The sequence below is a fragment of the Chromohalobacter israelensis DSM 3043 genome (genome assembly GCF_000055785.1).
Classification (GTDB): Bacteria; Pseudomonadota; Gammaproteobacteria; order Pseudomonadales; family Halomonadaceae; genus Chromohalobacter; species Chromohalobacter israelensis.
This window is the reverse complement of sequence record NC_007963.1, coordinates 2,593,467-2,620,198: the sequence shown is the minus strand read 5'-3', so window position 1 is coordinate 2,620,198 and position 26,732 is coordinate 2,593,467. Positions and strand designations below refer to the sequence as shown.

Here is a 26,732-nt window from a genome sequence, read left to right as displayed (position 1 = left end):
GTGCCAGTCGTCGCGGAAGCTGTCGATGGCACCATGGTCGAGGCCGGGACGACCGAAGGACCTCAAGGCCGCCGGCGCGGCATGCGCGCCGGCGACAAGCTCAAAGCCCCAGGGCGGAGGAGGTCGAGCGGCGCGGGTCGGCCCCGCCGTAGAAGCGACCATCTTCGATCAGCACCGATTGCGCGGCGCCCATGGCGGCCTGTTGCGAGACCGTGTGTCCCATGGATTCGAGCAGGCCGATGGTGTCGGGGCTGATGCCTTCCTCGATGCGAATCTCGTCGGGCAGCCACTGGTGATGAATGCGCGGCACGCTCACGGCGCTTTGCACGTTCATGCCGTGATCGATGACGTTCATGACGACTTGCAGGGTCGTGGTGATGATGCGCGAGCCGCCGGGACTGCCGGTGACCAGAACGTTCTTGCCATCCTTCTTGACGATGGTCGGTGTCATCGATGACAGCATGCGTTTTTCGGGCTCGATCTTGTTGGCCTCGCCGCCGATCAGCCCATAGGCGTTGGGCGTGCCCGGCTTGGCGGAGAAATCGTCCATTTCGTTGTTGAGCAGAAAGCCCGCACCGTCGACGACGATGCCCGAGCCGTAGCTGAAGTTGATGGTATAGGTGTTGGAAACGGCGAGGCCGCTGTCGTCGGCGATCGAGAAGTGCGTGGTCTCGTTGGACTCGTAGGGCAACGGGTCGCCCGCCGCGATGCTGTCGCTCGGGGTGGCGCGGCCCAGGTCGATCTGCTCGCGAAGCGCGTCGGCATAGGCCTTCGAGGTAATGCCGGCCAGTGGCACGTCGACGAAATCGGTATCGCCCAGGTACTCGGCCCGATCGGCATAGGCGCGTTTCATCGCCTCGGCCATGACGTGGATGGTGCGTGCCGAGTTGAAGCCCATGGCGCCGATGTCGTAGCCCTCGAGGATGTTCAGCATCTGCACGATATGCGCGCCGCCGCTGGAGGGCGGGCTCATGGCATACACGTCGTAGCCGCGATAGGTGCCATGCACGGGTTCGCGGATCGCGGGGCGGTAATCGGCCAGGTCCTCGGCGGTCATGAGGCCGCCGTGTTTTTCCATTTCGGCGGCGATCAGTTCGGCGGTTTCGCCTTCGTAGAACTCGCGAGGCCCGTGCTCGGCGATGCGCTTGAGGGTGGCCGCCAGGGCCGGCTGACGGTAGGTGTCGCCCACCTGGTAGCGGCTGCCGTCGGGCTTGAAGAACTTGGCCCGGCTGGCCGGCCACTGTTCGAACCGCTCGCTGGCCTGCTCGATGCCCTCGACGAAGCGCTGCGGAAGCGCGAAGCCGTTCTCGGCCAGGTCGATCGCCGGCGCCAGGGCCTCGGCGAGGCTCAGGGTGCCATATTCGTCGAGTGCCAGCGCCAGGCCGGCGACGGTGCCCGGCACCCCGGATGCATTGTGGGTATAGCGGGACAGCTCGGGGACGGCCTCGCCCGCGTCGTTCTGGAACATCGTCTCGAACGCGGCCGCTGGCGCCTTCTCGCGATAGTCGATGGCGACCACCTTGCCGCTGTCCTCGTCGGAAATCAGCATGAAGCCGCCCCCGCCGATGTTGCCGGAGCGCGGCTGGGTCACGGCCAGCGCGAAGCCGGCGGTGACCGCGGCGTCCACGGCGTTGCCGCCGTCCTGCATGACATCCCGGGCGATTTGGGAGGCAAGGTAGTGGCTGGTGGCGGCCATGCCGTGACGGCTTTCCTGGGGATGGAAGCGCTCACCCTCGAGAATCGCCTGCTGAGCGCCGGCGGAGGTGGCGAAGAGTGCCAGTACGGCACAGAGTGCCAGACGCGGCCCACGGCGCGAAGTGAATCGGAGCATGTCGAGCCCTCGTGAATGCGACGCGCGATGCGTCGTGTCGTGTTTCAGGTTTCTCTTTACTATCGAAGGCGGTTTCCGAAAGTGCAAGGCGTCCGTGCCGCTTCCGCCCCGTGCGTCTGTTTTTCCGTCCGCCATTCGCTAGAATGAGGGCTTCATTTCACGTCGAACGCGCCTTTTCATGCCTGATTTCAAGATTGCTCCTTCGATCCTTTCCGCCGATTTCGCGCGCCTGGGCCAGGAAGTGGACGATGTCCTGGCGTCGGGGGCGGATATCGTCCACTTCGATGTCATGGACAATCACTACGTCCCCAACCTCACCATCGGGCCGATGGTCTGCGAGGCATTGCGCAAGCACGGCGTTACCGCCCCCATCGATGCGCACCTGATGGTCAAGCCGGTGGATCGCTTGATCGGTGACTTCATCGATGCCGGCGCCAGCTACATCACCTTTCATCCCGAGGCATCGGAGCATATCGACCGCTCGCTGCAGCTGATCCGCGACGGCGGTTGCAGGGCCGGCCTGGTCTTCAATCCCGCGACACCGCTTGCCTACCTCGATCATGTCATGGACAAGCTCGACATGGTGTTGTTGATGAGCGTCAATCCGGGCTTCGGGGGGCAGTCCTTCATCCCCGGCACGCTCGACAAGCTGCGCGAGGTGCGTCAGCGCATCGATGCCAGCGGGCGCGACATTCGCCTGGAGGTCGATGGTGGCGTCAAGGTCGACAACATCGCCGAGATCGCGCGCGCAGGCGCCGATACCTTCGTCGCCGGGTCGGCGATCTTCAAGGCGCGCGACGAAGCGGATCCGCACCGCTACGACTCCGTCATGCGTGCCTTTCACGACGCCTTGGCGCAGCGCTGAGCCGCGTCATGGCCGAGGACGATCGCGACGCCCCCGCGCAGCGCTGGTATCTGTACCTCGTCGAGACGGCGGCCGGGGCGTTGTATACCGGCGTGACCACCGATGTCGCACGACGTTTCCGCGAGCATCGCGACGGCAAGCGCGGGGCGCGTGCCCTGCGCGGCAAGGGGCCGCTGACCTTGCGCCATGCGGAGTACGTGGGCGGCCATGGCGAGGCGTTGCGACAAGAGGCCGCCCTCAAGAAGCTCAGTCCTGCCGCCAAGCGCGCCTGGCTGGCGCAGCGCGAAAGCGAGCCGACGTCCTCATAGGCAGCGCGCCAGCGTCTCGAAGACGCGTGCGACTGCTTCCGCACCGGGGTCGACGACCCCTTGCAGGGCGGTATCGGGCACGTAGGCGGCACGCCCCGCGCGGGCCTGGGCGAGCGTCGCGGTATGCTCGGCGCCTCGACGAGCGGCGTCGGCCGCCGCCTGCACGGTGCCTTGTGCCTGCCAGGCCTCGAGAGCGGGGATCAGGGCATCCAGCAGCGTGCGATCGCCGCGTTGCGCGCCACCGTAGGTCTGCATGCGCTCGACCCCTTGCCACAAGCTCTCCGGCAGGTCATGTCGTTCCATGGCCGTCGCCGTGGCGGTGAAAAAGATCGAGAGCAGCACGCCGCTCGAACCGCCCATGCCCTTGGCCAGGCACTGGCCGATGCCGGCGAAGAGGCGGTCGGGATGCGCGGTGTCCAGCCGGCCCGCCTCCAGCGCCCCGGCGATGGCGTCGGCGCCTTCCTGCATGCTGCTGCCGGCGTCGCCGTCGCCGCTTTGCGTATCCAGCCGGTCCAGTGCCTCGCGTGCATCGCGCAGGGTCGCGATCACCTGCGACACGGCCGCCGCGATGGCGGACGATTGCGGTGCACCTTCGGCGAGCGCCTCGCCCTGAGTGGCGAGGTTCGGCGTGAACGTTGCCGGTGGCTGGATGGCGCGAACGCCCGGCCAGGCGGGAGCGTCGGTGGGAGCCTGAAGCGCCTCGCGCAGGGCGTCATCGGCGGCGATCAGGGTCAGCGAAAAGCCGTGCATGTCCAGCGACGTCATCAGCGGGGCGGGGCCGATGAGGTGGGGCAGACGCTCGGCGCCGAATGCCTCGATCAGGGCGCCGGCCAGCACGCTCATCTCCTGGGTCGAGCAACTGCCGAGGTTGTTGAGCATGGCCACCCAGTCGCCGTCGTGGCCGCGTTCATTCAGAGCGGCTGCGAGGGGAGTGACGACGTGCTGCATGGCTTGCCGGGCGTCATCGGGGGCGATGTGCCGAGCGCCGGGTTCGTTATGGATCCCCAGGCCCAGCGCCGGGCTGCGCTCCGGGCGGGCCTGGCCCGGCAGTGTCGCCGCGGTGAGCGCCAGCCCCATCGAGGCCATGCGCTCGCACACGCGTTGCGCCTGGGCGTGCACCGTTTCCAGCGCGTCTTGCTGGCGTGCGTAATGGCCGGCGACCTTGTGGACCAGCAGGGTGCCCGCGAGACCGCGCGGCTGCGGCGTATCGGGCAAGGCAACATCGTCGCCGACGATGATCATCGCGACCTTCAGGCCTTCCCGCTGCGCATGCTCGGCGGCGAGGCCGAAGTTGAGGCGGTCCCCGGTGTAATTCTTGACCACCAGGAGGCAGCCGGCCGGGCCGCAGACGTCGCGGATGGCGGCCAGCACGGCATCCACGCTGGGCGAGGCGAACATGCTGCCGGCGATGACGCCCGTCAGCATGCCGTCGCCGATGAAGCCGGCGTGGGCCGGCTCATGCCCCGACCCGCCGCCGGAGAGGATCGCGACCTGATGTTGCCCATGCTCGTCGCGAGACCAGTCGCGGCGTATCAGAATGCGGACGCCGCTGGCGGGCTCGGCGATGCGCAGAGGGGCGAGATGGCCGACGGCGTGCAGAACGTCGTCGACCACGCGAGAGGCATCGTTGAAGAAGTGCTGCATGAGCGGGCTCCATGATCGCGCGGTGAGTGCCACGATCATGGTGCTCCGGTCGGATTAGTGCAACTTCATGCGGGGGCGCAGATACCGGTTGAGGCCGTCGACGATGACGGTCATGCCGGTTTTCAAGGCGCCATGAATGGCCAGCTGGTGCATGCGATAGAGCGAGGCATAGAACAGCTTGGCCAGGCGCCCCTCGATGAACAGGCTGCGTGCCGAGGCGCCGCGCATCAGGCTGCCCACGGCATCGAAGTGCGCCAGCGAGATCAGCGAGCCGCGATCGCGGAAGACGAAATCCTTGAGGGGCTTGCCGTCCATTGCCGCGCGCAGGTTGTGGTACAGCAGGCTGGCTTGCTGATGCGCGGCCTGGGCGCGCGGCGGTACGCGCTTGTCGTCAGGTTGCGGGCAGGAGGCGCAGTCGCCGAAGGCGAAGATGCGATCGTCGTCGATGCTCTGCAGGGTCTGATGCACCTTGAGCTGATGATTGCGCTCGGTGGAAAGCCCCAGTTCGGACAGAAAGGCCGGCGCGCGTATGCCGGCGGCCCAGACGTTGAGGTCGGTGGCGATGCGCGTCTCGTCGGCGGTGACGAAACCGTGCTCGTCGGCGCAGGTCACGCGGGTGTCGACATGGATCTGCACGCCCAGGCGTTCCAGCTCCTGGTGCACGGCGCGGCTGATGCGCTCGGGCAGTGCCGGCAGGATGCGCGGTGCCGCCTCGATGAGGTGGATCTCCAGCTTGCCGCTGTCCATGGCGGTGAACCCGTAGCTGTGCAGCATCTTGGAGGCGCCGATCAGTTCGGCGGCCAGCTCGACGCCGGTGGCACCGGCACCGACGAGTCCCACGCTCAGGTTGGGATGGGTACGCCGCTCGGGATCGCTGTACCGTAGGAAGGTGTTGAGCATGTCCTGGCGGAAGCTTTCGGCCTGTTGCGGGCTGTCGATGAAGTGGCTGTGCTTGGCCACGCCCGGAGTGCCGAAGTCGTTGGAGACGCTGCCCAGAGACATCACCAGGTAATCGTACTCCAGCGTGCGCGCCGGCAGGATCACGACGCCGTCGTCGTCGATGATCGGCGCCAGCGTGATGGTGCGGTTGTCGCGGTCGAGGTTGCTGAGCGTGCCGCGTTGAAAGCGGTAGCCGTGCGCCTTGGAATGCCCCTGGTAGGACACTTCATCGAGGCTGGAATCGAGCACGCCCGTGGCCACTTCATGCAGCAGGGGCTTCCAGATGTGCGTGGCGTTGCGGTCGACCAGAACGATCTCGGCGCGTTGGCGCTTGCCGAGCTTGCGCCCCAGGCGGGTGACCAGTTCGAGGCCACCTGCGCCTCCCCCGACCACCACGATGCGCGGTGTAGACATGATGGACTCCCGAAGAACGAAACATGGAAAAAGGGTGTCGCCAGGGTCGGGCATCGCAGCGAAACGCCAAGGTACGAGGCGCCTGGGAAGGCGTGTCGTGACGCGGGGGCGCTGGCGCCTGGTGTCGGCGACGTCTGCGTATAGAATAACGCCGTTCGCTTGCCAAAAACACCGGGCGCGGAGCAGTGCGGCCGGTTTTTCCGTAATATTACATGCATGACCCTTCCATCGATGACGAGGAGCCTTTCATGTCGCCCAATCCGCCCCTGCGCATTCTCGACGGTATCCGCCTGGTCGCGTTCGACCTCGATGGCACGCTGGTGGATTCGGTCCCCGACCTGGCCGCTGCCGTCGATGCCGCCCTGCGTTCGCTGGGACTCGCGGGCGTCGACGAAGCGTCGGTGCGCGACTGGGTGGGCAATGGCTCCCGCAAGCTGGTGGAGCGCGCCCTGGAAGCGCTCGACGCGCAAGACACGGACCCGGAGGCGGCTCACGAGGCGTTTCTGCATCATTATCGCCTGGCGCCTTGTCGCGCGACGCGCCTGTACCCCGGTGTGCGCGAGGCGCTCGAAGGGTTGCGCGCACGCGGTCTGACGCTGGTGCTGATCACCAACAAGCCGGCGGCGTTCATCGCCCCGATCCTCGAAACGCTGGGACTGAGCGACTTTTTCGACCTGACGCTGGGCGGCGATTCGCTGGCGGCGAAGAAGCCAGATCCGGCGCCCTTGCTGCACGTGGCATCCCGTTTCGGGGTGACGCCGAGCGTCTGTCTGATGGTGGGGGACTCCCGGCATGACATCGAGGCCGGGCGGGGTGCCGGATTCCGCACCCTGGCGGTGCCCTACGGCTACAATCACGGCGATCCGGTGGCGGCGAGCGCGCCGGATGCCATGGTTGAATCGCTGGGGGAACTCGTTTAGTGTTTTTCGATACTTGCGTCTATAAAACCAAGTTTTTGATAACGTTCTGCTATAACGGACAGCGTTAGATGATTCTGAATGCCCCCTCGTCGCGTAGAGCCCTCGCGTTGATGCGTGACGTCAAGCGTTGGCGATGGTGATGTCGCCGTCTGGTGTCGGGTCGCGGCGATGGTCTCGCCGACTCGGCCTCGCGATCCCCTTGTGACGCAGCCTCTCACCGAAGGAACCCAGGGCATGATGACCCCCGAACGCTTTGCCGAGCTGGCGCAGGCCGGCTACAACCGCATTCCCATGACCCGCGAGGTACTCGCGGATCTCGACACTCCGCTTTCCACCTATCTCAAGCTGGCCGACGCGCCCTGGACCTTCCTGCTCGAATCCGTGCAGGGTGGAGAGAAGTGGGGGCGGTATTCGATCATCGGCCTGCCGAGCCGCGAACGTATCGAGGTGCGCGGCCACGAGGTGCGCCACATCGTGAATGGCGAGCAGGCCGGCGTCACCGAGGCCGACGACCCGCTCGCCTGGATCGAGCAGTTCCAGGCACGCTTCAAGGTCCCCCAGCTCGACGAGCAGCCGCGTTTCGACGGCGGTCTGGTGGGGTATTTTGGTCACGACACCATTCGCTACATCGAGCCGCGCCTGCGCGGCGTGGAAAAACCCGACCCCATCGGCGTGCCGGACATTCTGCTGATGGTGTGCGACGAGCTGGTGGTGTTCGACAATCTCTCCGGGCGCCTGACGCTGTGGACGCATGCCGATCCCGAGGTGGCGGATGCCTATCCCCACGCGCTGGAGCGTCTGGAAGCGTTGGAGATGCAGTTGCGCAGCGCCACGCTCAATACCGTCAGCCCTGGCACGGGCGGCCCGGCGGTCGAGGAGGGGCACTTCACTTCCGGCTTTACCGAGGCAGGGTTCAAGGCGGCGGTGGAGCAGATCAAGGAGTACGTGCTGGCCGGCGACGTCATGCAGTGCGTGCCGTCGCAGCGCATGACGATTCCCTATCGGGCGCCACCGCTGGATCTGTATCGTGCACTGCGCAGCCTGAATCCATCGCCGTACATGTTCTTCTTCAACCTCGGCGATCACCATGTGGTCGGCTCGTCGCCGGAGATCCTCACGCGCCTGGAGGAGGGCAACGTCACCGTGCGGCCCATCGCCGGCACGCGGGTACGCGGCCATAGCGAGGCGGAAGACCAGGCGCTGGAAGCCGAGCTGCTGGCGGACCCCAAGGAAATCGCCGAGCACCTGATGCTGATCGACCTGGGGCGCAACGACGTCGGCCGCATCAGCGAAACGGGCACGGTCGAGGTCACCGACAACATGGCCATCGAGCGCTACTCGCACGTCATGCACATCGTTTCCAACGTCACCGGCAAGCTCAAGCCCGGCATGTCGGCGCTGGATGTCCTGCGTGCCACTTTCCCCGCCGGCACCTTGTCGGGCGCGCCCAAGTTTCGCGCGCTGCAGATCCTCGACGAGCTCGAGCCGGTCAAGCGCGGCGTCTATGGCGGCGCGGTCGGGTACCTGTCCTGGCACGGCAACATGGATACCGCCATCGCCATTCGCACGGCGGTCATCAAGGATGGTCAGCTGCATGTGCAGGCGGGGGCGGGGATCGTCGCCGACTCGGTGCCCGAACAGGAGTGGCAGGAAACGCTCAACAAGGGCCGCGCCCTGTTTCGCGCGGTGGCCATGGCCGAGCGCGGTCTCGACAACCTTAGCTGACGCCGCGGGCGCGTCGGGCGGGGAGCACGGCAGGTGCGATGGCACATGCCGTGCGGGGCAGATCAGCGTGAAGACGAATCGTTCGGCGGTTTCTTGCGCTGGTTCTGGTACTTCTGGGCCATCTGCTTCGCCGTGCGTTTCGCTTTCTCGCGGTTCTCGGGTTTGCGAAACCAGTTGGCAATGGCGGCGCCTATCATGCGTTTCATCGGTGACTCCTGCAGATGAGGAAGTATGCCTTCAAGCATAGACATGGCGCCGCCGTGACGCGAGATCAAGCGTCCCGAGCCAATTGACATCCGTTGATCACAAACGGCAATATGCAATGCATGACTACCGATACGACCTACAGCTTGATTCAGTGGTGGCGCTCCTGAGCGAGGGGCGGCACGCTTGCGACTGAACGAAATGCCGCCGTCAGGGCGGCATTTTTGTGTCTGCATCCCTGCACGGCTGGCATGGCATCGCGGCCGACCTGGGTGACATCCAGGCGGCCAACCAGAAGCCAGAAACCGAAAACATTGTGAAATCAAGGACTATAGCGCCATGTCCGTGCTGATGATCGACAATTACGACAGCTTCACCTACAACGTCGTGCAATACCTGGCTGAGCTCGGGGCCGACGTCGTCACCTACCGTAACGACGCCATCACGCTCGAGGAGATCGAGCGTCTGGCGCCGAGCCATCTGGTCATTTCGCCCGGCCCCTGCACGCCCAACGAAGCAGGCATTTCGCTGGATGCGGTGCGCCATTTCGCGGGCAAGTTGCCGATTCTCGGCATCTGCCTGGGACACCAGGCCATCGGCCAGGTGTTCGGGGGCGACGTGGTGCGGGCGCCGCAGGTCATGCATGGCAAGACCTCCTGGGTCGAGCACGACGGGCGCGGCGTGTTCGACGGCCTGGCCAACCCTCTCGAAGTGACGCGTTACCATTCGCTGGTGGTGGCCGAACAGGGTCTGCCGGAGTGCCTTGAGGTCTCGGCGCGCGTCGTCGCCGATGACGTGACGCCCGGCCTGATCATGGGCATGCGCCACAAGACGCTGGACATCGAGGGCGTCCAGTTTCACCCCGAATCGATCATGACGCGCCAGGGTCACGAGCTGCTGGCCAACTTTCTGAAACGCCGCGCATAACGAGGAGCGACACATGCAGATGCGAGACGCCATCGGCGCGGTGATGCGCCACCGCCACCTGAGCTTCGACGACACCCATGCGGTGATGCGAGCGATCATGACCGGCGAGGCCAGCGATGCCCAGATCGGCGGTTTCTTGATCGGCCTGGCGATGAAGGGAGAAACGGCCGAGGAAATCACTGCCGCCGCGCAAGTGATGCGGGAACTGATGACGCCCGTGGAAGTGGACCGCTCTCACCTGGTGGACATCGTGGGTACGGGCGGCGACGGGGCCAACCTGTTCAACGTCTCCACGGCGTCCAGCTTCGTGGTCGCCGCCGCCGGCGGGCGTGTTGCCAAGCACGGCAATCGCAGCGTGTCGTCGTCCTCGGGCAGCGCCGATCTGTTCGATGTGGCGGGGATTTCCCTGGAGCTGCCGCCGGTGGAAGTGGCGCGCTGCATCACCGAGATCGGGGTCGGCTTCATGTTCGCGCCGATGCACCACCAGGCCATGCGGCATGCCATCGGGCCGCGCCGCGAGATGGGCGTGCGTACGGTGTTCAACATCCTCGGGCCGCTCACCAACCCCGCCGGCGCGCCCAACCAACTGCTCGGCGTCTACGACCCCGCGCTGTTGACGATCATGGCCGAGGCCCTGAGGCGCCTGGGCAGCGAGCACGTGCTGGTGGTCAACGCCGAGGACGGTCTCGACGAGATTTCCCTGGCCGCGCCGACGCGAGTGGCCGAGCTGCGCGACGGCGAGATCCACGAGTACACCATTGCCCCCGAGGACTTCGGCATCGAACGCCAGGCGCTGGCGCCACTGAAGGTGGTCACCGCCGAAGACAGCCTCAAGCTGGTCAAGGCGGCGCTGGTGGGCGAGGGGCCGGCCGCGGACATCGTGGCGTTGAACGCCGGCGCGGCACTCTACGCGGCCGGCGTGGCGGATACGCTCAGCGAAGGCGTGGTGCTGGCCCAGGACTCCCAGGCGTCCAAGCTGCCCCTCGAGAAGATGAAGGAACTCGCGGATTTCACGCGTATTCTGGCCCACAAGGACGAGCGCTGATGAGCCGAGCACACGACACCGGTCTACCCACGATTCTGGCCAGGATCCTGGCACGCAAGGACGTCGAGATTCGCGAGCGTCGCGCGCAGGTGAGCGAGGCCGAGCTGCTGGAGCGGGCCCGGCACGAAGCGGCGCCGCGCGGTTTCGTCGCGGCGCTCGACCGGCGCATCGCGGCGGGCGACCCGGCCGTCATCGCCGAGGTCAAGAAGGCCTCGCCCTCGAAGGGCGTGATTCGCGAGGATTTTCAGCCGGCCGAGATCGCCAGGGCCTATGCCGAGGCAGGCGCCAGTTGCCTGTCGGTGTTGACCGACGCGGACTTCTTCCAGGGGCACGAGCGCGACCTGCAGGCGGCCCGAGCGGCCTGCACGCTCCCCGTGATCCGCAAGGACTTCATCGTCGATGCCTATCAGGTCAGCGAAGCGCGCGCCATCGGCGCGGACTGTATCCTGCTGATCGTCGCGGCGCTCGACGATGCCCGCCTGAAGGCGCTGCACCAGCAGGCGCACGAGCTGGGCATGGACGTGCTGGTGGAAGTGCACGACGCCGCCGAGCTCGAGCGGGCGATGGCGCTGGACCTGACCCTGGTGGGCATCAACAACCGCGATCTGCGTACCTTCGACACCACCCTGACGACCACGTTCGACCTGCTGTCGCGGATTCCGCCGCACGTCACGGTCGTCACCGAGTCCGGCATTCACACGCGTGGCGACGTCGAGCACATGCGGGAGCATGACGTGAACGCCTTCCTGGTCGGCGAGGCCTTCATGCGCGAGGCGGATCCGGGCAGCGCCTTGCGTCGCCTGTTTTTCTAGGCGCGCCATTGCCTCGAGTCGATCGCCATCGGGCCGCTGCGTGCGGCCCGATGGCGTCATGGGGGGCGTACGTCGGTCAGTACTCGGGAGAGTCCACCTGGATCAGGCTGATCACGGTGTCGCCGGCGCGAGGCGCCAGCGGCACCCGGTCGTTGGCGACGCGGATGCGGCCGTTGGGGCCGATGCAGAACAGCGGCAGCAGGCGGTCCTGGTGTGCCTGGCGATAGTCCTCGAAGCTGAAACTGGCCGACAGCTTGGCCTTGCGTACCTCGCCGCCACGGTGGACCACGCTCGACAGCTGGGCATAGGTGACGCTCTCGCCGAACACCAGCGGCAGGTGGTCCAGCGCCTGTTCCTGATGGCGATGGGCGTGCTTGCCGGTGCCCGCCGCGAGACGGAAGACCTTGCCGTGCCCCAGCACGTGTTCGAAATGCAGGACCGCCAGGTTGTTCAACTCGCGATAGGGCGACAGCGGCAGCAGATGACCGATGCCGGTCAGTTCCAGGTGTTGCGCGGCATGCTCCGAAAGCGGGTTGCCGTAGTAGACCGGGAGCCCTGCCATGCGCGCTTCCTGCACCGCGTCCCAGCTGTTGTCGGTGAGCCGCACGGTGAAGCCGGATTCTTCCAGTGCCTTGGCGATGGCGCGTGCCACGGGGTTGGCACCGATGATCAGAAAGCCGGTGGGAGGTGGCTCGCTGACCTTCAGGGCCAGGGCGATCGGGCGCGACAACAGGCTCTGCACCACGACGGTGCTGATGATGACCAGAAAGGTCACCGGGACCAGCATCTCGGCGCCGGGCATGCCCAGATTCTCGAGCTTGATGGCGAACAGCGACGCCACCGCGGCGGCCACGATACCGCGCGGCGACAGCCAGGCCAGCAAGGCTTTTTCCCGCCAGTTGAGTCGTGTGCCCGCGGTGCATACCCAGACCGCGAGCGGGCGGGCCACGCCCACCAGAATGAGCAGGAACGCCCAGGCCGGCCAGGACAGCTGCGCGAGCTGGTCGGTGGTCAGCCGCGCCGCGAGCAGGATGAACAGGCCCGAGATCAGGAGCACCGAGAGCGTTTCCTTGAACTCGATGATCTGCTGCGTGGGCACGCCGCGCATGTTCGCCAGCCACACGCCCATCACCGTCACCGTCAGCAGGCCGGACTCGTGGAAGAGCATGTTGGACAGCGTGAACAGCGTCAGCATGGCCATCAGCGTGCCGAAGCTGTGCAGACGCTGCGGCAGCCAGTGGTGCCGCAGCACGCACCCCCATAGATAGCCGCCCAGGCCGCCCAGACCGAACCCGATCAGGGCGGTCTTGGCGAACAGTACCAGGGTATAGGTGGCGGCGCCGTTGGAGGCGCCCAGCGCGACGAACTCATACACCAGTACCGCGCCGATGGCTCCCACCGGATCGATGAGGATGCCTTCCCAGCGCAGGATCTGCGAGAGGTGTTCGCGGGCACGCAGCGTCTGCAGCAGGGGCAGGACCACGGTGGGCCCGGTGACCACCAGGACCGCGCCGAGCACGCTGGCCATTTCCCACGACAGCCCCAGGGTGTAGCGCGCCGCCACGATGGCGATGATTCCCGTGACCAGCGCGCCCCAGGTGACCAGCCGGCGCACGATGTGGCCGTGGCCGCGCAGGTCGCCGAAGTCGAGCGTCAGGCTGCCCTCGAACAGGATCACCGCCACCGCCAGCGAGACGAGCGGAAACAGCAGGTCGCCGAGCAAGGCGTCGGGCTGGAGCAAGCCGGTCACCGGCCCCATGACGATACCCGCGATCAAGAGCGGCAGGATCGCCGGCAGTTTGAGACGCCAGGCCAGCCATTGGCAGATCAGCGCAAGCAGGCCGATCAATGTCAGGTCGAAGGCAGCGTGCTCCATGGTCGCGCTCCTTGGGAAAACGGAAGCGCGAAGCCTAGCGTCGCCTCACGCCAGTTGCAATGCGCCGTGAACGCTCAATGACGGATGGATTGGCATCGCTGTTCGATGCCCCGGGCCGATGTCTCCCGCACGCCGGATGTGACGCGCGATTCAGCGATTGAACAACCACAGAAGTGCCGATATGACCACGCTGACCAGAATCATGGTGGTGATCGGAAAATAGAAGGCGAATCCCTCGCGCTTGATGACGATATCACCGGGCAGGTGACCGAGCGGCAATTTGGACAGCCAGGGCCACAGCAGCCCGATGACCACGATGGCCAGACCGATGAGAATGAGGGGACGCGACATCGTCGGCTCCTTTTCTTGAGTGGCCACCCGTTGCCGGGTGGCGACCGTTCGCATGCACATCACGCGCCGCGTGCCTATCCCGCGCGCTTGAGGGCGACCAGCAAGCCTTGCAGCGGATGGGGCAGCGACGCCTCCGACAGACGCTGGGCCTGGCTGCGGCACGAATAGCCCGTGGCCAGCAGGCGGCCGGCATTGGCGTCGTCCTCGACGGGCTGTCGCCACGAGAGATCGTAGATCGTCTCCGAGGTCTCGCGGTTGCGCGCTTCGTGGCCGTAGGTGCCGGACATGCCGCAGCAACCGGTGGCGATGCTCTCCAGCGTCAGGCCGAAGGCCGCGAAGACCTGCTGCCAGGCCTTGGTCGCGCCTGGTGCATTGGTCTTCTCGGTGCAGTGGGTCAGCAGCTTGTAGCCCGGATCCGTGACCGGCGAGACATCGCTGGGCACCAGCGCCCGGCCCAGCGACACCAGCCATTCCTGCAGCAGCAGGACCTCGGGGACGGCCTCCGGCCCCAGTGCCTTGACGTACTCCTGGCGGTAGGCCAGCGTCATCGCCGGGTCGATGCCCACCAACGGCACGCCGAAGTCCGCCAGGGTGCGCAGGCGTCGTGCCTGGCGCGCGGCGGTCTTCTCGAAGGCGCCCAGAAAGCCCTGTACGTGCAACGGCTTGCCATTGGCGTGGAAGGGCGCCACGAACACGCGAATGTCGAGGCGCGAGAGCAGTTCGACGATGTCCATCACCAGCTTGGCTTCGAAATGGCTGGTGAACGCATCCTGGACGATGACCACGCTGCGGGCCTTCTGGCGTTCGCTGAGAAAGCCCAGCGTGGTGGGCGTGGCTTCGGCGATGCCCCAGGCCTCGAGCTGCCTGGCGAGGCTCGCCCGGGACAGGCGCGGCGTGTCGACCATGCCCAGGGGGCCGGCAAGCAGGCGATCCGCCAGGCGCGTGTCGAGCAGCGCGTTGTACAGCGGTGCCACCGGCTTGAGGTAGGGCACGAAGAATTCCAGCGCGCCGATCAGGTAGTCGCGCGGCGGGCGCAGGTAGCGTCCGTGATAGAGCGCCAGGAACTGCGAGCGAAACTCGGGGACGTTGACCTTGATCGGACACTGTCCGGCGCAGGACTTGCACGCCAGGCACCCCGCCATGGCGTCATAGACGTCGTGAGAGACATCTTCCCGGCCGCGACGCTTGGCCAGGGTATTGCGCGCGCGGCGAGGGAACGTCTTGACGAAATCCCAGGCCCCGGCGGCCTTCTGCCGATGCGATGCCTCGACGACATCGATGCCGGCCTCGTTCTGCAGGCGCAGCCATTCGCGCATCAGGCTGGCACGGCCCTTGGGCGAGTGAATGCGCTCCCGGGTCGCCTTCCATGACGGGCACATGGCGTCATTGGGGTCGTAGTTGTAGCAGGCCCCGTTGCCGTTGCAGTAGACCGCGCTGGCGTGATGCTGCCAGACGCGCTCGTCGATCTGGCGATCCAGCTGGCCGCGGGTGGTGACGCCGTCGATGGTCAAAAGCCCCGGATCGACCCATTTGACCGGCTCCGCCTCGGCGGCAACGGCGTCATCGGAAGCGGCCCCTTGCGAAGGCGCTGTGGCCCCTTCCGTGGGCGCGACGGTTGCCTTCCCCGGCAAAGGACCTTCGCCGGTTTCCGCTTTCGACGCCTGGTCATCGACCGCATCGGGAGCCCTGTCCTCCGGCCGGATAGCATGACCGGCGTGTTCGGGCCGGGTAAGGAGCGGTGTGGCGATCTTGCCGGGGTTGAGCTGATTGTGCGGGTCGAACGCCGCCTTGAGGCGCTGCAGGCTGGGGTAGAGCTCGCCGAAGAACTGCGGCGCGTATTCCGAGCGCACGCCCTTGCCATGCTCGCCCCACAGCAGCCCGTGGTAGCGCTGTGTCAGCGCGGCGACCTCGTCGGACAGGGTGCGGATCAGCGTGGCCTGCTCGGGGTCCTTCATGTCGATGGCCGGTCGCACGTGCAGTACGCCCGCATCGACGTGGCCGAACATGCCGTACGCCAGTCCATGGGCATCGAGCAGGGCGCGAAACTCGGCGATGTAGTCGGCCAGATGTTCGGGCGGTACGGCGGTATCCTCGACGAAGGGAATCGGGCGCTTTTCGCCCTTGGCGTTGCCGAGCAGGCCCACCGCGCGCTTGCGCATGGCATAGACGCGGGTGATCGCCTCGCGGCCCTCGGCCAGGGTATGGCCGAGACGCTCGACCTGCGTGTCGGTACCGAGATGCGTGCAGAAGGCCTCGACGCGCGCCGCCAGACGCTCGGGATCGTCGTCGTTGAATTCGACCAGGTTGATGCCGTGTATGTCCGCCTCCCCGGCGGGGAAATACTCGGCAACGCTGTCCCAGACGAAATCCTCCATGGCCAGGGTGAGCACCTTGTCGTCGACCGTCTCGATGGAGGTCGGGCGACTGTCACCGCTCATCAGCGCCTTGGCGTCGCGCAGGGCATCCATGAAGCCGCGATAGCGAATGTTGACCAGGGTCGAATGCTTGGGGATGGGCAGGACGTTGAGCGTGGCCTCGGCGAGAAAGCCCAGCGTTCCTTCCGAACCGCAAAGTACGCTGTTGAGATCGAAGGTACCATCCGCGCGGCGCAGGTGGGCCAGATCGTAGCCCGTCAGGCAGCGGTTGAGAGGCGGGAACGTGGCCTCGATCAAGGCGCCCTGGGTGTCGGCGATCTCGCGCGCGGTGCGGTGTGCGTCGCCGATGCGGTCATCGCGTGCGCAGGCCTGGTCGAGAGCGTCGGCGTCGAGGGGCTGGCAGTGCAGACGCTCGCCGCCGAGCAGCAGCATGTCTAGCGCCAGCACGTGATCGCGGGTCTTGCCGTACTCGCAGCTGCCCTGGCCGCTGGCGTCGGTGGAGATCATGCCGCCGATGGTCGCGCGGTTGGAGGTCGACAGATCCGGCGCGAAGAACAGGCCGTACGGCTTGAGGGCGGCGTTGAGCTGATCCTTGACCACGCCGGCCTGGACGCGCACACGGCGGTTCTCGGCGTCGATCTCGAGGATGCGGTTCATGTACCGGGAGACGTCGACCACCAGGCCGTCGGTCAGCGACTGCCCGTTGGTGCCGGTGCCCCCGCCGCGCGGGGTGAGCACGATGGCCTGGAATTCCTCGCGCGCGGCGAGGCGGGCCAGGTGGGCGAGGTCCTCGGCGTCGCGGGGATAGAGCACGGCCTGGGGCAGGCGCTGGTAGATGGAGTTGTCGGTGGCCAGCACCGTGCGGTTGGCGTAGTCCGGGGCGATGTCGCCGCGAAAGCCGGCGGCGTCGAGCGCCTCGATAAAGCGCAGATAGGGCGTGGTGGTGCGTTCCGGGGTGTCCAGAGGTGCGATCATGGAATTTCAAGCCATCGGTCAGCGTCGGGCGGCGGTTTCTATGGTCGCCTGTGCCAGGGCGTCGTCGGGACGCCGGTATCTGGCACCACTTTACTGCAGCGCGCCGCGTGGCGCATCCCGAATGGGGCGGGCGAGCGTGGTTAACGTCGCGGCTTTTCCCTACAATGGGACTCCATTCACGTTGCTTCATCCTTTTTTCCGACGGATAAGATCCATGCTCGATCCCAAATTGTTGCGCAGCGACCTGCCTCTGGTCGCCGAACGACTGGCCCGTCGCGGCTTTACCCTGGACACGGCGCGTCTCGAGGCGCTGGAATCGCGCCGCCGTGAGCTGCAGACCGAGACCGAACGCCTGCAGAACGAGCGCAATACGCGCTCCAAGGCGATCGGCCAGGCCAAGGCATCGGGCGAGGACATTCAGCCGCTGCTCGATGAAGTCAGCGATCTGGGCGAGCGTCTCGACGCCGCCAAGGCGCGTCTCGCCGAGGTGCAGGCCGAATGGGACGAGAGCGTCGCGGCGCTGCCCAACCTGCCCCATGACAGCGTGCCCCAGGGCCTCGACGAGGCCGATAACGTGGAGCTGCATCGCTGGGGAACGCCGGGCACCTTCGACTTCGAGGTGCGCGATCATGTCGATCTGGGCGCCAAGTTCGGCTATCTCGATTTCGAGATGGCGGCCAAGCTGACCGGGTCGCGGTTCGCCGTGATGCGCGGCCCCATCGCACGGCTGCACCGCGCGCTGGCGCAGTTCATGCTCGACAAGCAGACGCGCGAGCACGGCTACGAGGAATGCTACGTTCCCTATATCGTCAACGACGCCTCGCTCACCGGCACGGGGCAGTTGCCCAAGTTCGGCGAAGACCTGTTCAAGCTGGAGGGGGATCATGACTTCTACTTGATTCCCACCGCCGAGGTGCCGTTGACCAACATCGCGCGGGAGCAGATCTTCACGCCTGCCGAACTGCCCTTGAAGCTGACCGCTCACACGCCGTGTTTCCGCAGCGAGGCGGGCGCCTACGGGCGAGACACTCGCGGCATGATTCGCCAGCATCAGTTCGACAAGGTCGAGATGGTGCAGATCGTCGATCCGGCAACCAGCTATGACGCCCTGGAATCCATGCGCGGCCACGCCGAGGCGATCCTGCAGGCGCTCGAGCTGCCTTATCGCGTCGTCACGCTGTGTGCCGGCGACATGGGCTTCGGCGCCGCCAAGACCTACGATCTCGAAGTCTGGCTGCCGAGCCAGGAGACGTACCGCGAGATTTCCTCGATTTCCAACTGCGAGGACTTCCAGGCACGGCGGATGCAGGCGCGCATGCGGCATCCCGAGCAGAAAAAGCCGCAGCTGGTGCATACGCTCAACGGCTCCGGCCTGGCGGTGGGACGCTGCCTGCTGGCGGTGCTCGAGAATTGTCAGCAAGCCGATGGCAGCATCGTGATTCCCGAGGTCCTGCGCGGCTACATGGATGGCGTCGAGCGGATCAACGCCTGACGCCGCGTCCGCCATGCCATTGCTCGCCACGGGCAATGGCATGGATCTCTACTTGGTTATAACCTTCCAACCAGACGTTCCTTCCCCGAGATGCCGAGGAACCTTATCGTTTTGGCTATAAGACCTCGTTTTTTAAGTCGAACCGGGAATAACGATGCCTGTTTCTTCGCATAATGTGACATCGCGCTCGTCGCGCCCCCGACGTCTCCACGGCCATGTGGCGCTGGTCGGCGCAGGGCCCGGCGATCCGGAGCTGCTGACGCTCAAGGCGCTGCGCCTGCTGCAGGAAGCCGACATGGTGCTGCACGATCGTCTGGTCAGCGAGGAGATCATGGCGTTGGCCAACCCCGAGGCCCGGCGACTGTACGTCGGCAAGGCGCGGTCGTCGCACAGCGTGCCCCAGGAAGGCATCAATCAGGCACTGGTCGACTGGGCGCGTGCCGGGCATCGCGTGGTGCGGCTCAAGGGCGGCGATCCGTTCATTTTCGGGCGTGGCGGCGAAGAACTGGAAACCCTGGCCCAGGCGGGCATCGCCTTCGAAGTGGTGCCGGGCATCACCGCGGCTAGCGGCTGCGCCGCCTATGCGGGCATTCCCTTGACCCATCGCGATCATGCCCAGTCGGTGCGGTTCGTCACCGGTCATCTCAAAAACGGCGGCTGCGACCTCGAATGGCCGACGCTGGCGCGTCCCGGGCAGACGCTGGTGTTCTACATGGGGCTGGGCTCGCTGGCCACCATCCGCCATGAGCTGCAGGCGCATGGCATGTCCGGCGACACGCCCCTGGCCTTGATCGAACAAGGCACCACCGCGCGCCAGCGGGTGCATGTGGGCACCCTGGCGGCGCTTCCCGAGGGGCTGCTGGCTGCCATCGACACGGGAGACGTGCGCCCGCCGACGCTGATCGTGGTCGGTGATGTGGTGTCGCTGCACGGTCGGCTGGACTGGTTCGAGCCGGCGTCCTCGTCTACCCAGGGGTGGCGCGACGGCAAGCATCCCACGCCGCTGGACAACGCCTCGAGCGCTTAGCAGGCGCTCGCCTTCCTCCTTCCGCTTGCGCCCGCCCGAGAGGCGGGTGCCGACCTTGTCGTTTCTCTCCTTGTCTTGCGTGCGTGCACTTTTCTGGTGCTCATGACGCCATTCCTCCTCCTCTTTGGTGCGCCCGCGGATCCGGCGTGCGCCATTTAGGTGCGGGCGATGCCCTCTTGTGCTTTTTGTATACGCTATAAGTCATTGTTCCTAATGCGGTTTAAAGGGCGGTGCACGAAGTTGGCACATGACTTGCGAGGTGTCGTGTAGACGTCATCAGGCGTCGTCGCTGGATATCACGACAACAGCGTGCATTGGCGCTGCAACAACAATCAGACCCGCAAGGAGTCGTTCGTGAACAAGATCACCTCCACCGCCGCACTCTTACTCTCGATGGGCATCGCGCTTCCGGCCGCGGCCCAGGAAGACACCATCAAGGTCGGGATCCTGCACTCTCTTTCCGGGACCATGGCCATCAGTGAGTCGACGCTGAAGGATGAGCTGTTGATGCTCATCGAGCAGCAGAACGAAAACGGCGGGTTGCTGGGCAAGCAGCTCGAACCCGTGGTGATGGATCCGGCCTCGGACTGGTCGCTGTACGCCGAGCAGGCGCGCGACATGCTCACCGGGGACGACCGGGTCGACGTGATCTTCGGCAACTGGACGTCGGCGTCGCGCAAGGCGGTGCTGCCGGTGGTCGAGGAAGAGAACGGCCTGCTGTTCTATCCGGTGCAGTATGAGGGCGAGGAATCGTCCGAGAACATCTTCTATACCGGCGCGGCACCCAACCAGCAGGCGATTCCCGCGGTCGACTACCTGATGAGTCAGGGCGTGGAGCGCTGGGCGCTGCTGGGTACCGACTACGTCTATCCGCGCACCACCAACAAGATTCTCGAGGCGTATCTCAAGGACCACGGCGTCGCCGACGACGACATCATGGTCAATTACACGCCGTTCGGCTTCAGCAATTGGCAGTCGATCGTCTCCGAGGTCAAGGACTTCGGCAGCCAGGGCAAGCAGACCGCCGTGGTCTCGACCATCAACGGCGATGCCAACGTGCCGTTCTACACCGAGCTTTCCAATCAGGGCATCAGTGCCTCCGACATCCCGGTGGTCGCCTTCTCGGTGGGCGAGCAGGAACTGTCCGGCATCGATACCGGGCCGCTGGTGGGACACATGGCGGCGTGGAACTACTTCATGAGCGTCGACAGCGACGCCAATTACGACTTCATCGACAACTGGGTCGAATACACCGGTGACGACATGGCCGTGACCAACGATCCCATGGAAGCGCACTACATCGGCTTCAACATGTGGCTGGAGGCGGTGCGCGAGGCCGGCACCACCGATGTCGACGCGGTGAAGGATTCGATCATCGGAGTCACGGTGCCCAACCTCTCCGGTGGCTCCTCGGCGATGATGCCCAACCATCACATCACCAAGCCGGTGATGATCGGCGAGATCCAGGACGACGGTCAGTTCAGCGTGGTCTGGGAAACCTCGGGCAATGTCGCCGGCGACGCCTGGTCCGACTATCTCCCCGAATCGCAGAACCTGATCAGCGACTGGCGCGCGCCACTGCGCTGCGGAAAGCTCAACGTCGACACCATGACCTGCGAGGACGGCGCTGGCGCCGAGTAAGCACGCCCACGGCGAGCGTCCGGCGCTCGCCGTTTCCTTCACGTCATGACGCTCCGCAGGCTGGGGCGCTCCCGAATCGTGCGCCGCGATCGTCGCGGCGCGAGAAGGAACCTTTCGATGACGCCAACTCACGCGACGAATGTTCGGCCAGAAGGCATGACCGGACCGCAGGCCGGCTTGGGTTTCCGGCATTGTCTGACGGTCGTGGCCGCACTGCTGGTGTGGCTCGCCATCGTCTCGCCGGTGCAGGCCGAGGTGACGCCGCAGCGTGCCCAGGCCTTGCTGCAGGCGCTGGACACCGACGACTTCGATGCCAAGGCCGAGGCCGCCCAGGCCATCGCCGCCAGCGACGCCGCCCAGAAAGCACGCTGGCTCGAGGCCTTGCTCGACGGCCGTCTGGGACGCGAGCGCCGTGGCGAGCGTTTTTACATCATCACCGATGACAGCGGCCGCGAATGGCCGATCATCGATGCCATCACCTTCGAGGAGGCCGGCACCGGCTCCCGGCGCAGCGTCGATGCATTTCGCATCAACAACGCGCTGCGCACCCAGTTGCAGGGCCTGATCGCCTCGCTGTCGCTCGACGAAGGCGACGAGGCGACACGTCTCGAGGCCGCGAAACGCTTGATCGGCGAGGTCGATGCGCAGAGCGTCGATGCGGTCGCCGCGCAACTCGACGACGAGGAGAGTCCCGCGGTACGCGCCGAGCTCGAAACCGCACTGGCGCTGTATCGCGTGGAGCAGGGCGATGCCGCGGCCCTGGAAACCCTGCGCGGCAATCTCGACACCCGCGTGCGCAATTCGCTCGCTACCATCGCCGCCAGCGACGCCCCGATCGCCGCCGAGGCCGGCGAGACGCTGGCCAGCATCGAGAGCAAGCGTGCCTGGTACGAGCGCGGACAGACGCTGTTCTTCGGCTTGAGCGCCGGGTCGGTGCTGGTGCTGGCGGCGATCGGCCTGGCGATCACCTTCGGCGTGATGGGGGTGATCAACATGGCGCACGGCGAGCTGATCATGCTGGGGGCCTACACCACCTGGATGATTCAGCAACTGTTGCCCGGGCAGCCGGGGCTGGCCTTGTTGCTGGCGATCCCCGGCGGTTTCCTGGTCGCGGCGGCGTTCGGCATTCTCATCGAGCGCAGCGTGATCCGCTTTCTCAAGGGGCGTCCGCTCGAGACGCTGCTGGCGACCTTCGGCATCAGCCTGATCCTGCAGCAACTGGTGCGTACGGTGTTCTCGCCGCTCAATCGCCGGGTGGCCTCGCCGGACTGGCTGCAGGGCGCATGGCAGATCAACGAGGCCTTGTCGCTGACTCTCAACCGCCTGGGCGTGCTGCTCTTCTGCCTGGTGGTGTTCGCCGCGCTATGGGCGCTAATGCGCTACACCCGGCTGGGGCTGGAGGTGCGCGCGGTGACCCAGAATCGTGCCATGGCACGCTCGATGGGCGTGCGCGCCGCGCGGGTGGACATGCTCACCTTTGGCCTGGGTGCCGGGGTCGCCGGGCTGGCGGGCGTCGCCCTGTCCCAGATCACCAACGTGGGGCCCAACCTGGGGCAGAGCTATATCGTCGACTCCTTCCTGGTGGTGGTCTTCGGCGGCGTCGGCAACCTGTGGGGCACCCTGGTCGCCGGCATGTCGCTGGGCGTGATCAATCAGGTCCTGCAGCCCTGGGTCGGGGCCGTGCTGGCCAAGGTGATCGTGCTGATCGGCGTCATCCTGTTCATTCAGAAACGTCCGCAGGGCCTCTTCGCGCCCAAGGGGCGGACCTCATGAGTCTCGCCACGATGTTCAAACGCAATTCCCTGCTCGATGAACGCTCGACCTGGATCACCAGCGTCGTCCTGATCGTCGGCATGCTGGCGGTGGTCGTGCTCCATGCCTTGCCGCCGGATCATGCCTGGCACCTGAACGGCTCCGTCGTCTCGCTGCTGGGCAAGTACCTGACCTACATGCTGCTGGCGCTGGCGGTGGATTTGATCTGGGGTTACCTGGGCATCCTGAGCCTGGGTCACGGGGCCTTCTTCGCCCTGGGCGGCTACGCCATGGGGCTCTACCTGACCGCCCAGCAGGCACCGCTGGCGCCCTGGCAGGCTGTCATGGCTCACTTTCCCGTGGCGGCGCTCGCCGTGATCCTGGCGCCGGGGCTGCTGGCGCTGGTCTTCGGCTGGCTGGCGTTTCGCTCGCGGGTCACCGGCGTGTACTTCTCGATCATCACCCAGGCGCTGACCTTTGCGCTGATGCTGGCCTTCAACCGCAACGAAATGGCCATGGGGGGCAGCACCGGGCTGACGCGATTCGATGAGTTGCTGGGCTTCGCGCTGGCCGGCGAAGGCATGACCGTGGCGCTGTTCGTGGCCTCGGGCGTGGCCGTGCTGCTGGCGTTCTGGGGCTGCAAGGCAGTCACCCGGTCACGGCTCGGGCGGGTGTGCATGGCCACCCGGGACGCCGAGGCACGGGTGCGCTTCATCGGCTATCGCGTCGAACACGTCAAGCTGGCGGTGTTCGTGCTGTCGGCGATGATCGCGGGCGTCGCCGGGGCGCTCTACGTGCCGCAGGTCGGCATCATCAACCCGAGCACCTTCGCGCCGCTGTTTTCCATCGAGGTGGTGGTCTGGGTCGCATTGGGCGGCCGCGCCACGCTTTACGGCGCGCTGCTCGGCGCGCTGGTCGTCAATTATCTCAAGACGGTGCTGACCGGAGTGATGCCGGATGCCTGGCTGTTTCTGCTCGGGGGCTTGTTCGTGGTGGTCACCATGTTCCTGCCGCAGGGCGTGGCGGGCCTGATGGCGCACCTGCGTCGGCGCCGGGAGGTGACCGCATGAGCATGATGGATTCGCAGCGCATGCAACGCCTGCGCGAGTTCGCGCGCCCCGATCGCGTCTTCGACTTCATGGCACCGGCGGACTCCCCCGTCGACGTGCGTCACGGGCCGATTCTCTACCTCGAGGATGTCAGCGTGAGCTTCGACGGCTTCAAGGCCATCGACGATCTCAACCTGACCATCGACGACGGCGAGCTGCGCTGCATCATCGGCCCCAACGGCGCGGGCAAGACCACCATGATGGACATCATCACCGGCAAGACGCGTCCCGACCGCGGACAGGCCTGGTTCGGCAGCCGCCACAACCTGCTGCAGATGGACGAACCGCAGATCGCCAACCTGGGGATCGGGCGCAAGTTCCAGAAACCCACCGTGTTCGAGGCGCTGTCGGTGAACGCCAACCTCGAGCTGGCGATGGCCGGCGACCGGCGCGTGTGGAAGACCTTGCTGGCCCGGCTCGACCACGAGGGGCGCGAACGCATCGACGAGGTCATGGAGATCATCGGCCTGAGCGGCGAACGCGACCGGCTGGCCGGTGTGCTTTCGCATGGTCAGAAGCAATGGCTGGAGATCGGCATGTTGTTGATGCAGCGCCCGCGGCTGTTGCTGGTCGACGAGCCCGTGGCGGGCATGACCGAGCCGGAAATGCACCGCACGGCGGAGCTGATGACGCGCCTGGCCGGCCAGCAGTCGGTGGTGGTGGTCGAGCACGACATGGGGTTCGTACGCTCCATCGCCCGTACCGTCACCGTGCTGCATCAGGGCAGCGTGCTTGCCGAGGGCAGCATGGACGAGGTCGCCAACGACCCGAAGGTGATCGACGTCTATCTGGGCGGCGACGAATCGTCCGACGTGCGGGAGGGAACCTGATGCTCAGCGTCGACAAGCTCAATCAGTATTACGGCGAAAGCCATATCCTGCGCGATCTCTCGCTGGAGGTACCGGCGGGGCGCTGCACCTGCGTCATGGGCCGCAATGGCGTGGGCAAGACCACGCTGCTCAAGGCCATCATGGGCGAAGTGGCGGTGCGCGACGGCCAGGTGCGTTTCGCCGACGAGAACCTGCTCAAGCGGCGCCCGGAAAGCCGCGCCGATCTGGGCATCGGCTACGTCCCCCAGGGGCGGCAGATCTTCGCCACGCTGAGCGTGGAGGAGAATCTGCGCATCGGTCTGCCGGCACGGCGCAAGCGTGTGCAAGGCGCAGCGGAGCGGGGCATTCCCGAGCGTATCTACGAACTCTTTCCGGTGCTGCGGGAAATGCGTCACCGGCGTGGCGGTGACCTGTCCGGCGGCCAGCAGCAGCAACTGGCCATCGGCCGGGCGCTGGTGATCGAGCCGCGCCTGCTGATCCTCGACGAACCCGGCGAGGGCATCCAGCCTAACATCGTCGCGCAGATCGGTGAGGTGATACGCCGGCTCAACCAGGAGGACGGGCTCACCGTGTTGCTGGTCGAGCAGAAGCTGCCGTTCGCGCGCAAGTACGCCGATCGCTTCACGATCATGGACCGGGGGCAGACGGTCGCCGGCGGCGAGATCGGTGAACTCGACGATGACCTGATCAAACGGCACCTGACGGTATGACGGACTTGTCGTTTCCCGGCCAGGCGGCGTCGCCCGGTGAAGGGGCGGGGCAGACGCCGTCCGGCGGTTCGGGGCACCGCTTCGACACCCGGCGCCACTGGGCGGCTTCCCTGTCGCTGGGCTTTCGCGATCGCGATGGGCGCACGCGGATGACGCGTGCGCGCCACCATGGCCCTCTGCGCGTGCAACGGCCGTTCTATCCCGAAACGGGCCATGTTCCCGACGCTCGCTACGCGGAGCCTTGCCATGTGTATCTGTTGCACCCGCCGGGCGGACTGGTCAGCGGTGACGAGCTGCGCATCGACATCGAGGCCGAGAGCGGCGCCCATGCCCTGCTGACCACGCCGGCGGCGACCAAGCTGTATCGCGCCGATAGCCATGGCGTGTGCTGGGGGCAGCACACGCATCTGAGCGTGCGGCCCGGCGCGCTGCTCGAATGGCTGCCGCAGGAAACCCTGTGTTTCGACGGCGCGCGTGGCATGCAGAGCACGACGCTGGATGTGCAGGGCGATGGCTGCTGCGTGGGCTGGGAAGTCCTGGCGCTGGGGCGTCCCGCCAGCCAGTTGCCGTTCGTCAGCGGACGGGTCGAGCAGCGCTTCGCGTTGACGCGCGACGGACGCCCGCTATGGCGTGAACGTCAGCCGCTCGATCCCATGCATCCACGGTTCCACGGTTATTGGGGACAGGGCGGCAGTACGGTGCAGGCGACGCTCTGGGCAGTGGGGCTGACGGCGCCGCAGGCCGCGGTGGAGGCCCTGAGGGAATGCTTGCCGGCATCGCGGCACTGGGCCGTCACCCAGCGCCGCGACGTGCTCCTGCTGCGCTACCTGGGCGATGAGCGCAATGCCGCCTGGGAGATTTGTCAGCAGGCCTGGGAGGTGCTGCGGCCCTGGCTGTCGTCACGGCAGGCCAGCGTGCCGCGGATCTGGATGACCTGACGACGGCCCGACGCCCGAATTC

22 protein-coding genes are annotated in these 26,732 nt (G+C 66.3%); 15 read left to right on the top strand and 7 right to left on the bottom strand.

Annotated elements, in window-relative coordinates; translation table 11 throughout:
- Window positions 1-100: 100 nt before the first annotated feature.
- A complete protein-coding gene (gene ggt / locus CSAL_RS11845) occupies window positions 101-1,831 on the bottom strand; it encodes a gamma-glutamyltransferase (RefSeq protein ID WP_011507625.1) in 1,731 nt (576 codons plus the stop codon).
- 178 nt (window positions 1,832-2,009) lie between these two features.
- Between ggt and rpe the strand changes: the two genes are divergently transcribed.
- Window positions 2,010-2,696: a ribulose-phosphate 3-epimerase gene (rpe, locus tag CSAL_RS11840; protein ID WP_011507624.1), complete on the top strand. Its 687-nt coding sequence runs from the start codon at window positions 2,010-2,012 to the stop codon at window positions 2,694-2,696.
- 8 nt (window positions 2,697-2,704) lie between these two features.
- Window positions 2,705-3,004, top strand: coding sequence for a GIY-YIG nuclease family protein (locus tag CSAL_RS11835; protein ID WP_011507623.1), 300 nt, complete (start codon window positions 2,705-2,707; stop codon window positions 3,002-3,004).
- On the opposite strand, the gene CSAL_RS11830 is transcribed toward CSAL_RS11835, so the two are convergent.
- Together CSAL_RS11830 and CSAL_RS11825 are read right to left on the bottom strand one after the other, a co-directional pair.
- Window positions 2,999-4,648 carry a dihydroxyacetone kinase subunit DhaK gene (locus CSAL_RS11830; RefSeq protein WP_043558489.1) on the bottom strand — a complete coding sequence of 550 codons (1,650 nt, stop codon included), beginning with the start codon at window positions 4,646-4,648 and terminating at the stop codon, window positions 2,999-3,001. The genes CSAL_RS11835 and CSAL_RS11830 overlap by 6 nt on opposite strands.
- A gap of 54 nt (window positions 4,649-4,702) precedes the next feature.
- Window positions 4,703-6,001, bottom strand: coding sequence for an NAD(P)/FAD-dependent oxidoreductase (locus CSAL_RS11825; protein ID WP_011507621.1), 1,299 nt, complete (start codon window positions 5,999-6,001; stop codon window positions 4,703-4,705).
- 248 nt (window positions 6,002-6,249) lie between these two features.
- Between CSAL_RS11825 and CSAL_RS11820 the strand changes: the two genes are divergently transcribed.
- The gene (locus CSAL_RS11820) at window positions 6,250-6,921 is read left to right on the top strand and encodes a phosphoglycolate phosphatase (protein ID WP_011507620.1); all 672 of its coding nucleotides are present in this window, start codon (window positions 6,250-6,252) and stop codon (window positions 6,919-6,921) included.
- Between the two features lie 237 nt (window positions 6,922-7,158).
- Window positions 7,159-8,646 (top strand): anthranilate synthase component I, encoded by a 1,488-nt coding sequence (gene trpE, locus CSAL_RS11815; RefSeq protein ID WP_035412303.1) that lies wholly within the window; start codon window positions 7,159-7,161, stop codon window positions 8,644-8,646.
- Window positions 8,647-8,708: 62 nt separating this feature from the next.
- On the opposite strand, the gene CSAL_RS17605 is transcribed toward trpE, so the two are convergent.
- Window positions 8,709-8,852: a hypothetical protein gene (locus tag CSAL_RS17605; RefSeq protein WP_187290060.1), complete on the bottom strand. Its 144-nt coding sequence runs from the start codon at window positions 8,850-8,852 to the stop codon at window positions 8,709-8,711.
- A gap of 337 nt (window positions 8,853-9,189) precedes the next feature.
- Here CSAL_RS17605 and CSAL_RS11810 point away from each other — a divergent pair, with 337 nt between their 5' ends.
- Genes CSAL_RS11810 through trpC form a run of 3 tightly spaced genes read left to right on the top strand, consistent with a single transcriptional unit; the run spans window position 9,190 to window position 11,634 of the window.
- On the top strand, window positions 9,190-9,777 hold the full coding sequence (locus tag CSAL_RS11810; RefSeq protein ID WP_011507617.1) for an anthranilate synthase component II: 588 nt from the start codon (window positions 9,190-9,192) through the stop codon (window positions 9,775-9,777).
- A 13-nt stretch (window positions 9,778-9,790) separates the two neighbouring features.
- A complete protein-coding gene (gene trpD, locus CSAL_RS11805) occupies window positions 9,791-10,822 on the top strand; it encodes an anthranilate phosphoribosyltransferase (RefSeq protein WP_011507616.1) in 1,032 nt (343 codons plus the stop codon).
- Window positions 10,822-11,634: an indole-3-glycerol phosphate synthase TrpC gene (gene trpC / locus CSAL_RS11800; protein WP_011507615.1), complete on the top strand. Its 813-nt coding sequence runs from the start codon at window positions 10,822-10,824 to the stop codon at window positions 11,632-11,634. Before trpD ends, trpC begins: the two co-directional genes overlap by 1 nt.
- Window positions 11,635-11,710: 76 nt before the next feature.
- On the opposite strand, the gene CSAL_RS11795 is transcribed toward trpC, so the two are convergent.
- From CSAL_RS11795 to CSAL_RS11785, 3 genes are all read right to left on the bottom strand, one after another.
- Complete coding sequence (locus CSAL_RS11795; protein WP_011507614.1) at window positions 11,711-13,510, bottom strand: cation:proton antiporter; 1,800 nt, start codon at window positions 13,508-13,510, stop codon at window positions 11,711-11,713.
- Window positions 13,511-13,660: 150 nt separating this feature from the next.
- Window positions 13,661-13,861: a DUF2905 domain-containing protein gene (locus tag CSAL_RS11790; RefSeq protein ID WP_011507613.1), complete on the bottom strand. Its 201-nt coding sequence runs from the start codon at window positions 13,859-13,861 to the stop codon at window positions 13,661-13,663.
- Window positions 13,862-13,935: 74 nt separating this feature from the next.
- Window positions 13,936-17,211, bottom strand: a complete 3,276-nt coding sequence (locus CSAL_RS11785) for an FAD-binding and (Fe-S)-binding domain-containing protein (RefSeq protein WP_011507612.1) — start codon at window positions 17,209-17,211, stop codon at window positions 13,936-13,938.
- Between the two features lie 214 nt (window positions 17,212-17,425).
- On the opposite strand from CSAL_RS11785, the gene serS reads away from it, so the two are divergent.
- The 8 genes from serS (at window position 17,426) to CSAL_RS11745 (ending at window position 26,710) form a co-directional block, all read left to right on the top strand.
- On the top strand, window positions 17,426-18,703 hold the full coding sequence (gene serS, locus CSAL_RS11780) for a serine--tRNA ligase (RefSeq protein ID WP_011507611.1): 1,278 nt from the start codon (window positions 17,426-17,428) through the stop codon (window positions 18,701-18,703).
- Between the two features lie 154 nt (window positions 18,704-18,857).
- Entirely contained in the window at window positions 18,858-19,730 is an 873-nt protein-coding gene (gene cobA, locus CSAL_RS11775; protein ID WP_011507610.1) for a uroporphyrinogen-III C-methyltransferase, read from the top strand.
- Between the two features lie 393 nt (window positions 19,731-20,123).
- Window positions 20,124-21,371 (top strand): urea ABC transporter substrate-binding protein, encoded by a 1,248-nt coding sequence (urtA, locus tag CSAL_RS11770; RefSeq protein ID WP_148266889.1) that lies wholly within the window; start codon window positions 20,124-20,126, stop codon window positions 21,369-21,371.
- A 156-nt stretch (window positions 21,372-21,527) separates the two neighbouring features.
- Entirely contained in the window at window positions 21,528-23,144 is a 1,617-nt protein-coding gene (gene urtB / locus CSAL_RS11765) for an urea ABC transporter permease subunit UrtB (protein WP_050934530.1), read from the top strand.
- Window positions 23,141-24,193 carry an urea ABC transporter permease subunit UrtC gene (urtC, locus tag CSAL_RS11760; RefSeq protein ID WP_011507607.1) on the top strand — a complete coding sequence of 351 codons (1,053 nt, stop codon included), beginning with the start codon at window positions 23,141-23,143 and terminating at the stop codon, window positions 24,191-24,193. Before urtB ends, urtC begins: the two co-directional genes overlap by 4 nt.
- On the top strand, window positions 24,190-25,062 hold the full coding sequence (gene urtD, locus CSAL_RS11755; RefSeq protein ID WP_011507606.1) for an urea ABC transporter ATP-binding protein UrtD: 873 nt from the start codon (window positions 24,190-24,192) through the stop codon (window positions 25,060-25,062). The genes urtC and urtD overlap by 4 nt, the downstream gene beginning before the upstream one ends.
- Window positions 25,062-25,772 (top strand): urea ABC transporter ATP-binding subunit UrtE, encoded by a 711-nt coding sequence (urtE, locus tag CSAL_RS11750; RefSeq protein ID WP_011507605.1) that lies wholly within the window; start codon window positions 25,062-25,064, stop codon window positions 25,770-25,772. Before urtD ends, urtE begins: the two co-directional genes overlap by 1 nt.
- Window positions 25,769-26,710: an urease accessory protein UreD gene (locus CSAL_RS11745; protein ID WP_011507604.1), complete on the top strand. Its 942-nt coding sequence runs from the start codon at window positions 25,769-25,771 to the stop codon at window positions 26,708-26,710. Before urtE ends, CSAL_RS11745 begins: the two co-directional genes overlap by 4 nt.
- Window positions 26,711-26,732: the final 22 nt, after the last annotated feature.